This window comes from Blautia sp. LMAG:89 (assembly GCF_008679485.1).
GTDB lineage: Bacteria > Bacillota > Clostridia > Lachnospirales > Lachnospiraceae > Blautia_A > Blautia_A fusiformis.
This window is the reverse complement of sequence record NZ_NANC01000003.1, coordinates 225,641-240,196: the sequence shown is the minus strand read 5'-3', so window position 1 is coordinate 240,196 and position 14,556 is coordinate 225,641. Positions and strand designations below refer to the sequence as shown.

Genomic DNA, 14,556 nt, shown 5'->3' with positions numbered 1-14,556 from the left:
CTCAATTCTTAGGCTTTTTCCTGTTATATTTATTCATCGCCGCATCTACGCCCTCGGACAGGATCATCTCCACAGCCTCTGCCGCATCATTGATCCCTTCATCCACAAGCTTGCGGTCACTGTCCGAAAAATGACCCAGCACAAAATCTGCCAGATCCCAGTCTTTCGGTTTTGCACCGACACCAACACGGATGCGGATAAATTTTTCAGTTCCAAGGCGGCGGATGATATCCTTGATCCCGTTATGTCCGCCCGCACTGCCCTTTTTGCGGATACGAAGCTGCCCAGGCTCCAGATCGATATCATCGTAGATCACGATCAGCTCTGTCTCCGGATCGATCTTGAAATAGCCGGACATCTCCTGGATCGGACCGCCGCTTAAATTCATATAGGAAAGCGGTTTCATCAGAATAGCTTTTTCACCGCCGATGATACCTTTTCCATACATGGCATTAAATTTTACGCCGCCCTGCGGGATATTATGCTTCTCCACAAGACAGTCAACGGTGTCAAAGCCCATATTGTGGCGTGTAGCCTCATACTGCTTTCCCGGATTTCCCAAACCTGCAATTAAATACATAAAAACTCCTCAGCTGTAATTTACCTGTTTCAATGTCAGGCCTTCTTATGCCTTAAGGCATACAAATGCTCTGATCGTATCAGTTGAAATATACCATCTCATCAGCAAGTGGCTCACAAACTTCTACATGCTCTGCGTAAAGTACGATTCCCTCTCCCTGATATTCCATTCTCTTCTCAAACGCAACCTTCGCAGTAACATCCACCCACTGGCCTTCTGCGATCTTCGGAGCAAAAGCGCTCTTGCAGATGTAACCAAGGAATGTGGTATCATCTGCACAGCATGTCATGGCTGTTCTTCCGGGAACAAAGAATTTGCTTCCCATTCCACGCGGCTTCAGGGCACGTGCTTTAAAGTGAACGGTTTTTCCGACATAACGGTCCGGATGATCCATGGAATCCACAAACCAGATACCATAATCCTCCGGAAGGATATCGATCACCGGCGCATCAATATCAAATGGCATCTCATCCTCAAAAAGATCACCAAGCTCGCCCTCTTCATCCTCAAAGATGATCTCCGCACGCTGGTTCACCACCTTGATGCTTCTTCTGTAAGAAGGAAGCGGATCGTTCTCCTGACAGCGGTTAAAGATAACCATATCCGCATTGCGGACCATGTCCATAAAAAGGGACTTCATATTCGCCATATAGACTTGGAATGTGCTTGCATCCACACAGGTGATATGCTGCTCCACGCCCCAGCCTTCCGGTTTTTCCATTTCTTCGAATTTACTTACCAGCCACATGCCATTATACTCAATGATCACCCGCTCCGGCTGATGCAGGATCTCCATTGCCGCAAGTCGTTCCGGTGTAAGCTCTTCCTCACTGTCAATGCTCTCCACAACGGTATTGCACTGTTTCAGTGCTTCCTCATCATATTCTTCCTCACCCTCTTCGCAAAGGATCAGCAGTGTTTTTCCATCGATCTGAAAGTAATCCTGCTGCAGGGTAAAGCTCAGGAAAGAGGTCTTGCCGCTTTCCAGAAAACCTGTGATCAGATAAACGGGTACTCTGGTCTCTTCCATAAATCCATCCCATCAGATACTGTACGATTTAATGTACAGTATCTGTTTCCTTTCTGTAACAATCTATATCTGTATTCCGCTTTGGCTTTGCGTCAAAACGGACATTTATTTTATCATATGCTTTATGCGATCCCGAAAAGCTCCTCCAGTGCATGCTCGTCAAGCTTAGAACCGATCACGCACAGACGGCCTGTATATTCCGGTGCACCCTCACGGATCTCAGTTTCTTCCGGAACCATATCAAAATAGATCCATGTTCCGTCTTCTGCCGGAAGCATTCCCTTTGCACGGAGGATGATACCGTATTTATCAGACTCGGAAAGTGCCTCAAGGATCTTCTCAAGTCCCTCACGTGTATATTTTTTAATAGTCTCACGGCCCCAGCTTGTGAAGACCTCATCTGCATGATGATGGTGGTGGTCATGTCCACAGCCACACTCTCCGTCGTGGTGATGGTGATGCTCATGCTCTTCATGATCATGGCCGCAGCCGCACTCTCCGTCATGGTGATGGTGATGCTCATGCTCTTCATGATCATGGCCACAACCGCACTCTCCGTCATGGTGATGATGCTCATGCTCTTCATGATCATGGCCACAGCCGCACTCTCCGTCGTGGTGATGGTGATGCTCATGCTCTTCATGATCATGGCCGCAGCCACACTCTCCGTCGTGGTGATGATGATGCTCATGCTCCTCCTCAAGCATCTCCTGCTCCAGGGATACCGGATGCTCCATAACCTCTACCAGCTTCTTACCGTCAAGATTCTCGATCGGAGTTGTAATGATAGCAGCATCCTTATTCAGGCTGCGGAGAAGCTCCAGGGACTCCTGAACCTTTTTCTCACTTGCAATATCAGTACGGCTCATGATGATAGCACCTGCATACTGGATCTGATTATCAAAGAACTCACCGAAGTTCTTCATATACATTTTGCATTTTTTTGCATCAACAACAGTTGTATAGCTGTTCAGTTTAATGTCAACCTCGTCCTGAACACCCTGTACAGCCTTGATAACGTCAGAAAGCTTACCAACTCCTGATGGCTCGATCAGGATCCTGTCCGGATCATATTTGGTAACAACCTCTTTCAGAGAGGTTCCGAAATCTCCTACCAGAGAGCAGCAGATACATCCGGAGTTCATCTCACGGATCTGGATCCCTGCCTCTTTCAGGAAGCCGCCGTCAATACCGATCTCACCGAACTCGTTCTCGATCAGCACTACCTGCTCACCCTGAAATCCATCCTTCAGAAGCTTTTTGATCAGAGTTGTTTTTCCGGCGCCAAGGAAACCGGAGATAATATCAATTTTAACCATTTTGTATACACTCCTTTTAACGTAGTTTGACCAGGAAGTATTATACCCCCTGGTTGTATCCTGTTATGCTCATGATGACAGAGAAAAAAATACCTGTTTCTGTATCTGCTGTCATTATATCCATTTTACAAAACAGACATTCCTATTCTGCTTTATATTCAGATTAATAGAGGGATGTGAAAAGCTCACATCCCTGAAAATCGTTCTTCCTATCAGCCGTTGATCATAAAGTTCATAAGCTTGTCGATATCCTCTTTCTCTGCTGCAACGATCTCAAGCTCCGGGATCTCACCAGCGGAAAAGATGTTTGCAAGAGATACATACTGGGAAAGCTTGGATTTCAGATTCAGTCTGTCTCCCTCTCCTGTTACAAGCTCTACTCTGCCCTTGCAGCTGTCAATTACCTCAAAAAATTTATCAATATCTGTAATATGTGTTACTTTCATTTTAAAAATCTCCTTTCTTATTAAAGGGCTGTTCTTAACTCTTTCCGTTAGATTATACCCCAGTGTTTTTAAAAAAGCAATCCCTGCCGGGCAAAAACACTTCACAGATATTCTCTGCGGATCTATATATATTTCGTCATATTTCTTCAATTTCAACGGTACAGTCTTTTCTTCCTTTGTTCCATTTCATGAGATAAACCTTAAATCCCAGAGAATCTCTGGCAATGGTAAACGGTTCTTCCCTGAGTACTTCGGATCCCATACCCTGCTCGTTCAGCTCTGCCTGCTTTGTCCTGGCTTTTTCTGTAAGAACTCTAAGTTCTTCATCGGCTTCTTTTCCAAAAGAACGATTCCCATATCCGGATGAAGCTTCCCGCAGCTTTTCAGAAAGGCACATCGTTACCTGGATGTGTTTTGTACGGTGAAGCATTCCTGCCAGTTTCCGTGCTACCCATTTAAACGGAAGTTTCCGGTAAATTTCAAGCCACCTGACAAAGGTACGGTCTCCTGCCTGCCTTGCGATCTCTCCCATTACCTCAAATGCCTTTTCCGAGGGAATCCACGGATTTTCCCTGGGAACAATATACTTTTCCGGAACAGCCGGATAACAGCAGTAATTCAATGGCGGAAATTCCACCAGTGCAGAAAGCTTCTCCTCTAGAGCGTTGCAGCTGTCCCCGCCTATATAATCATATTTGTCGCGGAGGATCGCCAGCCGATATTCCAGCTGCCGTAAGTATTCATACCCTTCTACCCAGAAATGACCGATCCGGCTGTAATCGTAGAGATGTTTTTCCAGAGACAGAGTTTCAAAAAACAAAGTCACCACCGAATCATCCTGGTGGACCACAAGGATATATTCTCTCCCCTGCCGGCTTAAATCTGCCAGGATCTCGCCCTCGTAATCCGGTTTGTATACACCTGTCATACGGGCATTTCCAAAAACAAGAAAGCTTTCTACCGCATCATTCATAAGATACACAAGGCGGATTTCTCCGTTTTTTACATAAGAATCCACTCTGTATATATTGTCATCGGGCTTTTCCGCCATCTCTTCCGAAAAAGCACTCTCTGAAGCTGCTTTCTGATCCTGAGGATCTTCCTCATCATTCACTGCCACCAGTTCAAACTGATCTTCTCCAAGCAGCTCTGCTAGCTTCTGAAAGGTATCTGGCAGCTCTTCAAATGCCTTCTCTGAGACATATCTCTCCGGTGCTGTTTTTCCTGCAGTATTATTTCCAGTATCCATCAATTACCTCTTTATTCAGTTTCTCCCCAATAACGATCATGATCTCCTGTCCCAGCTTCGTTGGCCGGATGCAGATCTCATGGCGGGTAGCATTCAGCTCCAGCCACTGTCCATCTTCTTTTCTGAGAAAACCTTTTACGCGAAAAACATCTCCGCAAGATGGATCATTCAGGATCCTTTCTGCAGTTTCATGAAGTTCCTCCTCGCTTTTATGAACGTTCATAAAAAACAGAGAATCAAATCCGCCGCCTTCCGCATAGGATTCCTTCACGTAATCCTCTGCCACATACCCGCAATCCAGGATCTTTTCCAGGTCTGTGTCTGTGAGATCATCCCAGTTTCCGGTGAGGATCTCACTGTCCAGACGGCGCCTGCACTGGATCTGGCCAAGTGCACGGTTGAGATGCTCTTTTGTGCTGCTGATCTCTTCCACCGTGGCTTCCTGGCTCCTGCTCAGTAATACATAGCCTGCATCTGCCACCTCGGAAGCCAGCAGATAATCCGCTTCCGCAGAAAGATCCTCTGCCAGCTTCGCATCCACAATGGCGATCACATTTCCGATCTCATACCATTTATCCAGCGGTTCCTCATGGAGGGCGTCAAAGAACTCATCCACATCAAAGATTCCGGATGGTTCTACGATGACACGGTCGTAACCGCACATTCCCATGGCGATCAGCTTTGTCTTAAATCGCCTTCTGTGACAGTCCGCATCACAACCGCCGGAAACCATCTCCAACTCACAGTTGTCACCCATCAGATCCTGAAGCAGCATCATATCCACATTCACTGCCCCGAAATCATTTTCCAGGATCCCGATGTTCATGCCTTTTTTCAGAAGATAGGAGGCATATTTTTTTATAAATGTTGTCTTTCCGGATCCGAGAAATCCGGTTATCAGATCGATCTTTATCATATTTCTTCCTTTACTTTATCAACTCTCCGGAGCATACAGTAAAATAAATGCGAATATATACTTTACTTATGTTCCGGTCATATTTCAACAATCTCCTGCCCGACAAATGCCGGACTGCTATCAGTATATAATCTTTTTTCCGCAAAGAAAAGAGGCGGTCCTGAAAAATCCTCTCAGAACTGCCTCTTTCCGGCTATTTTATCTTTTTTATAAACATATATGAAGATTACTTTGTAAACAGATCTACCAGATCCTGACCATCATTATAGCCCTGTTTTTTCAGTTCCTGAACAAACCAGTCATCTACACCGTCTACTGCTTTCTTAAAGGAATCGATATCCATGTCCTTTTTCTCTGTGAAGGTCACACCGTTTTTGTCTGCCCAGCGTGCTTTGATCTCATCATCGCTGGAACGGTTGATATAACGCTCATACTCTACGGCTTTCTGGCCGCACTCATCAACAACAGCCTGCTGCTCCGGTGTCAGCGCATCATAAATATCCTGGTTGATGCAGAAGAACAGGCAGTCATAGATTGCATCCCACATGGAGCAATATGGCTGTACCTCCTGTACACTGGCTGCATCGATGGCGGGCAACGGATTCTCCTCGCCCTCTACCGTATTCTGCTGAAGTGCTGTGTAGGTCTCGGACCAGTTCATATTTGTAGCATCTGCCCCCCATCTCTTATAACACTCCATAAGAAGATTAGAGCCTGCTACACGAACCTTCAGATTCTTCATATCATCTACAGATTTTACCTCATGCTTGCTGTTTGTCAACTCACGGAATCCGTTCTCTGCAATACCCATACAGTGAAGTCCGTAGCCGTTAAGGATCTCCTTCAGCTTGTCTCCGGCCTCTCCGTCAAACTTCGCATCTGCATCATCGTAGGAATCATAGATGAACGGCAGGGATACCACATTGAAGCGTGGATCAAATGCAGAATAGATCAGATTGGAATGCATGGAGATCTGTACCGGGTCTCCGTTCATCAATGCCTGGATTCCCTCGGACTGATTTCCGTTTGTCAGCTGATCCGCTGCGTAAATGTTAACCTTGACCTTTCCTCCGGTAGCCTTTTCCATGAGTTCACCGAACTTACGTCCTCCATCAGCCCAGGTACTTGTCTCCGTTGTGGAGCATGCAAAGTTCCAGGTTGTCTCAGGCCAGTTCAGATCACTGTAATCCTCCACGGTATCTACCGAATCCTCTGTAAACAGATCTACAAGATCCTGTGCATCGTCATAGCCTGCACTCTTAAGCTCCTTTACAAACCAGTCGTCGATTCCGTCTACTGCTTTCTTGAAGGAATCGATATCCATATCCTCTTTCTTTGTAAAGGTCACACCGTTGCTCTTCTCCCAGCGGCTCATGATCTCCTCGTCGCCGGAACGGTTGATATAACGCTCATACTCAACAGCCTTCTGGCCTGCCTCATCAACAACCTGCTGCTGTTCCGGTGTCAGGCTGTCATAGATATCCTGGTTGATACAGAAGAACAGACAATCATAGATTGCATCCCACATGGAGCAGTACGGCTGTACCTCCTGTACACTGGCTGCGTCGATCGCAGGCAACGGGTTCTCCTCACCCTCTACCGTATTCTGCTGAAGTGCTGTGTATGTCTCAGACCAGTTCATATTTGTGGCATCTGCACCCCATCTCTTATAGCATTCCATAAGAAGGTTGGAACCGGCCACACGAACCTTCAGGTTCTTCATGTCGTCTACTGTTTTTACTTCATGCTTGCTGTTTGTCAGCTCACGGAAACCGTTCTCTGCGATTCCCATACAATGAAGTCCGTACTCACCAAGGATCTCTTTCAGCTTTTCTCCGGCCTCACCGTCAAATTTTGCATCTGCGTCATCGTAGGAATCATAGATAAACGGCAGGGATACTACATTGAATCTCGGGTCAAATGCAGAGTAGATCAGATTGGAATGCATGGAGATCTGTACCGGGTCTCCGTTCATCAGTGCCTGGATTCCCTCGGACTGATTTCCGTTTGTCAGCTGATCTGCTGCGTAAATATTAACCTTGACTTTTCCGCCGGTTGCTTTTTCCATAAGCTCACCAAACTTACGTCCTCCGTCAGCCCAGGTACTTGTTTCAGTTGTAGAGCATGCGAAGTTCCATGTCATCTCCGGCCAGTCAAGATCACTGTAATCCGCGATGGTATTAAAGGAATCACTTCCGTCTCCGGAATCCTTGGAACTCTGGCTTTCTGTGTCAGAAGACTGGTCTCCTGTATAGGAGCCCTCTTTTGCAAGAGCCTTCGGAAGAGCTGTGGAAACAGCCGGAATATAAGTGATGATCAGAAGAACTGCAACGGATGCAGCGATCATCGGCATAACTGCTCTGGAGATCTGCTGAAGAGTAACCTCCAGACCTTTTTTGATCTTGATACTGATGGCAACGAAAAGATTTACACCTACCGGAGGTGTTACCTGTCCGATCGCAAGGTTAACTGTTGCCATAACACCGAATGCTACCACATCATAGCCCAGAGCCTTACATACCGGAAGCATGATCGGTACAAAAATGTACATCGCAGAGTTTGCATCAATGAAGCATCCTGCGATCAGGAAAATGATGTTTACGATCAGAAGGAAGGTAAACTGATTATGTGCAATGCCGGCAAGAAGCTCAGATGCCGCATTTGCAATACCAAACTTGGTACATACAAAAGAGAACAGGGAAGCACTCGCTACGATCAGCATGATTCCACCAGTTGTCTTTGCAGAATCCACAAGAATGTCAAACAGATCTTTGAGCTTAACCTCACGGTAGATCACCATACCAACAAACAGACCGTAAACAACAGATACGGCTGCAGCCTCAGTTGGTGTAAAGATACCACCGTAAATTCCTCCGAGGATGATAACCGGCATCAGGAATCCCCAGAATGCATCTTTAAATGTATCCCAGCGCTCTTTTGCGGAAGCTTTTTCACGGGATGGCTGAATGTTATGCTTCTTTGCCTCGATCATAACAATGATCACAAGAGCAACACCCATCAGAAGTCCCGGAACGATACCAGCCATAAACATATCTGCAATAGATACGCCTGTGATGGAAGCATATACAACGAATGCGATACTCGGCGGTATGACAATGGCGATGGAACTGGAAGTTGCCATCAATGCCGTGGAAAACGGTGCGGAGAAACCGCCCTGCTCAACCATAGCCGGGATCAGAACTGCTCCAAGTGCCGCAACAGTTGCAGGACCGGAACCAGAGATCGCTCCGAAGAAGCAGGCTACGATAACACATACAATGGCGATACCGCCCTTTTTATGTCCTACGCAGGTATCTACGAAGTTGATCAGTCGTTTGGAAATACCGGCTTTTGCCATAATGTTTCCGGACAGAACAAAGAACGGGATAGCAAGAAGCAGAAATTTACTGATTCCGGAGTACATATTTGTAGCTACGATCGTCAGAGATGTGCCGGAATAAAGGATGGCACATACAGATGACAGACCTAAGCAAATCGCAATGGGAAGTCCCAGGATCAGGAAAACAAAGAAGGAGATAAATAAGATTGCACTGATCATTTATTTGTCCTCCTTTTCATCATCTTTTTTCAGGCAGAAGTCGAGGCAGTACTCAATAAAATGAAGGATCATGCAGCCTGCTCCGATCGGCACAAAGGACCAGAAGATCCACTCCGGCCAGTTCAGTACGAAAGTTCTCTTGCCGTTTGCCAGCTGTGTAAGAACTTTGTCCATTCCATACTTAAATAAAATTGCAGAAAAAACAATGCACAGGACCGTGATCAGGATCACAGATGGTTTTTCCAGTTTTTTCGGAAGACGGTCCGTAACCAGTGTCAGACTTACCAGTCCTCCCTTTTCACGGCAGGCAAGTGCTGCTGCCAGAAGTGTGATGAGAACAAACACCGCTACAACAAGCTCTTCTGTAAAAGACCATGAGCGATGGATGACCTTGCGGGAAAATACATTTCCCACAGTCAGCACAAGGATCAGCAGGGTGGAAATGACCAGTACGATTTTTTCTACTGCTGCAAGTGCGTTCATGAGTTTTTTGTACACTTTCATACTCTTTCCCCTTTTGTATATTTTTCCGGTTTCAGATCCTTACCCCGTGGTTTAAAATGTTTTTGGATAAAAAAATCCGTCCCCTTTCAGGGACGGATATAAAATTCCGCAACCACCCTGTTTCTCCATTGAAACAAGCACGATTCTGCAACGTACCGGCATACGCGACTTCTGTAACGGGAAGCACCCGTGAAAACCTACTTACTTGTCTGAAACTTTCGGCTTTCCTTCTCAGGGATGATATTCAAGGCAGTTCCGACGCTGCATCACACCAGTCACAGCTCTCTGAAGACGGTTCCTCTGTCTTTACTGATTCCCTTCATGGAATTTACTTCTGTTATGTGTTAACTCTTTAATGAGTTAAACCAATTCTAACTCTGTTTGTTTTGATAGTCAAGTTTTTTTTTCAAAAACTCCTTCAGGCGTTCTTTCCTTCTCCGGCGAAGTACTCCTTCACAAGCTTTACAACCACACCGGAAAGCAGGAATACTGCGATCAGGTTAGGGATCGCCATCAGACCGTTGAAGGTCTCTGCGATACTCCAGAGAAGTCCAAGGTCAACAGTTGCGCCGATGATCGCTACCAGAGAGTACAGTACCATAAAAGGTCTGATAGCTTTTTCCTTAAAAAGGAACTCCGCACATCTGGCTCCGTAAAGTCCCCATCCAATGATAGTGGAAAATGCGAAGCAGCACATGGCAACTGCTGTAAAGATGGAAACCCAGTTTCCGTATGTACTGGTAAAACCGCTGATGGTAAGCTCCGCTCCTGCTGCTGCGCCATAACCAACCGGCACCCCGCTGCAGAGGATGACAAGCGCTGTCAGCGTACAGATCACGATCGTGTCCGTGAATACCTCAAAGATCCCGAAAAATCCCTGTTTTACAGGTTTTCTGGTGTCTGCACAGGCATGTGCGATGGAACCGGTACCAAGACCTGCCTCATTGGAAAAAATACCTCTGGAAACACCTTTTTTCATACTCATGAAAAAGCTTCCTACTACGCCGCCTGTCACAGATGCCGGATTAAATGCCCCTCTGATGATAGCGCTGAAAACACCCGGAACATTTTTCCAGTTGATGATAACTACACCGACGGCAAGAATAATATAAAACAATGCCATAAACGGTACCAGCTTTTCTGTAACCTGGCCGATCCTTTTGATTCCGCCAAGCAGGATCATTGCCACAAGAATCGCAAGGATGATCCCCATAACAAGGTTTACCGTAGAAGTATTGTCTGCAGCGATCACATTGTAATTGATCAGTGCAGAATCAATAGCTGTTGTAATGGTATTAACCTGGGTTGCATTTCCGGTTCCGAAAACAGTAAGCACACCAAAAGCGGAAAACAGATATGCCAGCCAGTGCCAGTGTTTTTTTAGACCATTCTTAATGTAATACATTGGTCCTCCAACCAGATCTCCGTTGGCATTGGTTTCGCGGAAATGTACCGCAAGTGTTACTTCTGAAAACTTTGTACACATTCCAAGAAGTGCGGAAATCCACATCCAGAATACGGCTCCCGGTCCTCCGATGGCAATAGCACCTGCCACACCTGCAATATTTCCCGTTCCCACGGTAGCAGCTAACGCCGTACAAACAGCCTGAAACGGTGTCAGACTTCCATCGGAAGCTTCTCTTTTCCGAAGCATACGTCCGATAGTGACCCTGATGGCATAGGGAAATTTCCGAATCTGGAGAAAATTCGTGCGGATACTTAAATAAAGACCTACACCAATAATACAGATCATCGCAGGAACGCCCCAGATAAAATTGTTTACGGCAGCATTCACTGATTCAATAACAGATAACATTCTATAATCCTTCCCTTATTTAATTTTGTCTTTTTGGATTGTACGTTTGTCTGTACAAAAAGACGATTCGTTAGATTATATCACATTTTTTGTCGAATGTATAAGAGAAAAGCTTTATAATTTTACTATGATAAAGAAAGGAAGTGAATAAAAGCTGCCAATCCTGTTGTTAAATATGTGATACACCTGTAGTAAAAATACTTATCTGTGATCAATATCATTTTCCGTATCGTCCAGGAATGTAAATATATATCCCCAGTATTTCTCCAGGATCTTACCTCTGCTTCCATAGATCTCATGCTTTGTTCCGATCATATGGATATAATCACAGCTTGTTTTTCCCTGGCGATTGATCTTTCCGGCAAAATTTTTCAGGGCACGGACAGACACCAGATCTTCCGTCTGGGCCTGGATGAGCAGCATTGGTGCCGTATATTTTTTCCATCCGTAGAGACGCAGATACCAGCTCATTTCCGCAGAAGCCCAGAGCCAGCCGTAGGATGGAGACCAGGTCTGGAGCTCCTTATGTTCTGCACGGAGATTTTTGTATCGCTCGTATCTTGGTTTTGATGTTGCGGAGCTTGTCTCAAAAGAACCGCTGCCATCGTAAGGCTTTCGGCCAGCTACATATTCCTCATCTTTTCCGAAAATGCATTTCTCCAGAGCTATGCCGGTGGCTGCCGGCCACGGAACATTATCTGTAAGAGGACGGATCATCGGAGAAGAAAGGATCACCTTGTGAAACCAGTCCGGCTCCCAGGCTGCAGCAATACCACCGATGGCACCACCCATGGAATGTGCATACAAGTTAAGTGACAGATCCGGATGTGCTTTCTTTATATAGCGGCATGCTTTCAGAAAATCGCGGATATATCTTCTCCATGTATCGATGTGGACCAGAGACGGGTCTGCGGTAAGGCGATAGCTGCGGCCATGACCGCAATGCTCCGGAATATATACATGATAGCCTTCCTTAAGAAAATAATAGGCCACTTCATCATATTTCACTGCTGATTCTGTGAATCCGTGGCTGATGACTACCACACCTTTAGGCATATCAATATCAGACAGATACTGCAGCATATGGATCTTACCTGTGATCCGTTTGCTTTCGTTACGAAACGGATAATCCGCACCTGGTACATAAAGTTCCCTTCTGTGTGACAGAAGATATGGCGTTACGATATTTTTCATGGTTTCTTCGTATTCATTTTCATGTATGATCTGCATATTGGTTAAAAACCTCCCTACTGTATTGCTTTTTTCTCCCAAACTCTGCTTTTCAAAATCCTTCCATGTTGTTACAGCTGTTTTCTTACAGGATAACAGAATTCATTCCTTCAGGCAATCCTTTTCAGACCATTTTGCTCTTTAATTTCTGTTAAAAAATGCCCGAACATTTTGATATGTACCGGGCATTTCTTCTATTATTTAATAGAATCTCACAATATCTTCCACATCTTTACGTTTCGGTCTTGCAGGCTCTTCGGCTGCTTTTCCGATGGCGATCACTGCCACTACCGTTTCTGTTTCCGGAATGGAAAGGATCTCACGGAGTTTGTCTCCGGCACGAAGTCCCATGATCAGGGTTCCATATCCAAGCTCCTTTGCCTTCAGGATAAGATTCTCGTTCTGAAGTCCCAGATCATAGCAACCCCAGCCGTTTCCGAGCTCATTATCCGGTGTTCCGTCTTTCTGAAATCCGGCATGGTTATGTACAAAGGTTGTAACGATCAGGGAGGCATTCTCTGCTTTTGCCTGGTTCATTTCCGGCAGACATTCTCTGCTGACCTTCTCCACCATCTCTTCGGACATTACACAATAATATCTTCCGGTCTGGGAATTTTTCCAGCTGGGTGCTTCCTGAGCTGCCCGGATCACTGCAAGAAGATCTTCTTTTGTGATCCTGCTCTCCGGGCTGTATTTACGGATGGTCCTTCTCTCTTCGATCAGTTTCTGAAATTCCATATTTTTCCTCCTTATCTGTCCGGTGCAGGATCTGCTTCCGGATCCTGCAGTTATTCCGGCACGGATTTATATGTTCACACTTTTTATGGAACTATTTTAACACAATGCCGTATTGAAATCAATTTCGGAACTCCGGCATCATTACTGTTCATTCTGCGACCGTTACTGTTCGCTCCGTTCTCAGTAACACACTTCAAAAAATATTGCCTGGGAACAATAACTGCAATACCACTTATGAAGATTTTTTTTGATTTACCACATAAATTCCCACACAGACAAGAAACAGTGCGATGAGACTTCCCATATTAAATGCCTGACGTACCTCTCCCAGAACCAGTGCAGACAGGATCACACTGAACAAAGGATTTACAAAGCCAAAGATCGCTACCCTGGATACATCGTTCCAGGCAAGCAGCACTGACCACAGTGTATAGGCCACCGCAGACACCATTGCCAGATAAAAGATGATCCCGATACCGGCAGCGTTTACGCTTCCGAGATGTCCTCCCATCCCTTTTCCGATCAGGAACAGAATGATCCCGCCCATGGTAAACTGCGTTCCGCTGAGTACCACCGGAGATATCTTTCTGGAAAAAATATTAATCAGCACCGTGGACATTCCGTAAGAAAACTGCGCGATCAGAATAAATCCTTCTCCTGTAATCCTAAAACCTGCATCCAGAGAATTTCCCATAAGATTGATCACGACCACGCCTGCAAAACCCAGGATACAGCCAAGCATCTTTCGCCCGGTCATTTTTTCCTTGTGAAAAACAAGGCAGGACAGCAGGATCGCAATAAAATTCCCAAGACCTGTGATAATAGCGCCTTTTACACCGGAGGTATGTGCCACACCTATATAAAAGAAGAAATACTGACATACCGTCTGAGCCATACATACCGGCACCGCATATTTCAAAACAGTCCGATCGGGAAGCAGAACCTTGCGCTCACGCAAAGATGCAAAGATCAGTACAAGGATTCCTGCCAGTGCAAAACGCACTCCTGCAAAAACGATCTGACTTGCCGTATCTGCAGAATCCATCTGCATCAGACGGTATCCTGTCTTGATCAGCGGGATCGCACTCCCCCAGAGAAGACAGCAGACGCAGGCAAGCACTGCCACCACCCAGGTTTTTTTTAATATTATTTTTGTTTGTTCCATTTGT

Annotated in this window: 12 protein-coding genes and 1 other annotated feature; all 12 genes read right to left on the bottom strand. The window is 45.7% G+C overall.

Annotation, left to right across the window (positions count from 1 at the left end; all coding sequences use genetic code 11):
* Window position 1: 1 nt before the first annotated feature.
* Window positions 2-580 (bottom strand): aminoacyl-tRNA hydrolase, encoded by a 579-nt coding sequence (gene pth / locus CCC70_RS01335; protein WP_015525511.1) that lies wholly within the window; start codon window positions 578-580, stop codon window positions 2-4.
* 79 nt (window positions 581-659) lie between these two features.
* The gene (locus CCC70_RS01330; protein WP_021651300.1) at window positions 660-1,610 is read right to left on the bottom strand and encodes a TIGR03943 family putative permease subunit; all 951 of its coding nucleotides are present in this window, start codon (window positions 1,608-1,610) and stop codon (window positions 660-662) included.
* Between the two features lie 122 nt (window positions 1,611-1,732).
* Window positions 1,733-2,929, bottom strand: coding sequence for a CobW family GTP-binding protein (locus CCC70_RS01325; RefSeq protein WP_114001534.1), 1,197 nt, complete (start codon window positions 2,927-2,929; stop codon window positions 1,733-1,735).
* 212 nt (window positions 2,930-3,141) lie between these two features.
* Complete coding sequence (locus CCC70_RS01320; RefSeq protein ID WP_015525508.1) at window positions 3,142-3,375, bottom strand: hypothetical protein; 234 nt, start codon at window positions 3,373-3,375, stop codon at window positions 3,142-3,144.
* Window positions 3,376-3,511: 136 nt separating this feature from the next.
* Window positions 3,512-4,624, bottom strand: a complete 1,113-nt coding sequence (locus CCC70_RS01315) for a DUF3878 family protein (RefSeq protein WP_287084129.1) — start codon at window positions 4,622-4,624, stop codon at window positions 3,512-3,514.
* On the bottom strand, window positions 4,608-5,540 hold the full coding sequence (locus CCC70_RS01310) for a GTP-binding protein (protein ID WP_287084128.1): 933 nt from the start codon (window positions 5,538-5,540) through the stop codon (window positions 4,608-4,610). The genes CCC70_RS01315 and CCC70_RS01310 overlap by 17 nt, the downstream gene beginning before the upstream one ends.
* 226 nt (window positions 5,541-5,766) lie before the next feature.
* The gene (locus tag CCC70_RS01305) at window positions 5,767-9,099 is read right to left on the bottom strand and encodes a TRAP transporter large permease subunit (protein WP_173745617.1); all 3,333 of its coding nucleotides are present in this window, start codon (window positions 9,097-9,099) and stop codon (window positions 5,767-5,769) included.
* Window positions 9,100-9,603, bottom strand: coding sequence for a TRAP transporter small permease (locus tag CCC70_RS01300; RefSeq protein WP_118514171.1), 504 nt, complete (start codon window positions 9,601-9,603; stop codon window positions 9,100-9,102). It abuts the gene before it with no gap.
* Between the two features lie 85 nt (window positions 9,604-9,688).
* Window positions 9,689-9,935 (bottom strand) — a binding site (T-box leader).
* 86 nt (window positions 9,936-10,021) lie between these two features.
* On the bottom strand, window positions 10,022-11,419 hold the full coding sequence (locus tag CCC70_RS01295; RefSeq protein ID WP_015525503.1) for an alanine/glycine:cation symporter family protein: 1,398 nt from the start codon (window positions 11,417-11,419) through the stop codon (window positions 10,022-10,024).
* 201 nt (window positions 11,420-11,620) lie between these two features.
* Window positions 11,621-12,649: an alpha/beta fold hydrolase gene (locus tag CCC70_RS01290; protein WP_015525502.1), complete on the bottom strand. Its 1,029-nt coding sequence runs from the start codon at window positions 12,647-12,649 to the stop codon at window positions 11,621-11,623.
* Between the two features lie 201 nt (window positions 12,650-12,850).
* Complete coding sequence (locus CCC70_RS01285; protein ID WP_092072068.1) at window positions 12,851-13,387, bottom strand: nitroreductase family protein; 537 nt, start codon at window positions 13,385-13,387, stop codon at window positions 12,851-12,853.
* A gap of 232 nt (window positions 13,388-13,619) precedes the next feature.
* The gene (locus CCC70_RS01280; RefSeq protein ID WP_118169607.1) at window positions 13,620-14,552 is read right to left on the bottom strand and encodes a DMT family transporter; all 933 of its coding nucleotides are present in this window, start codon (window positions 14,550-14,552) and stop codon (window positions 13,620-13,622) included.
* Window positions 14,553-14,556: the final 4 nt, after the last annotated feature.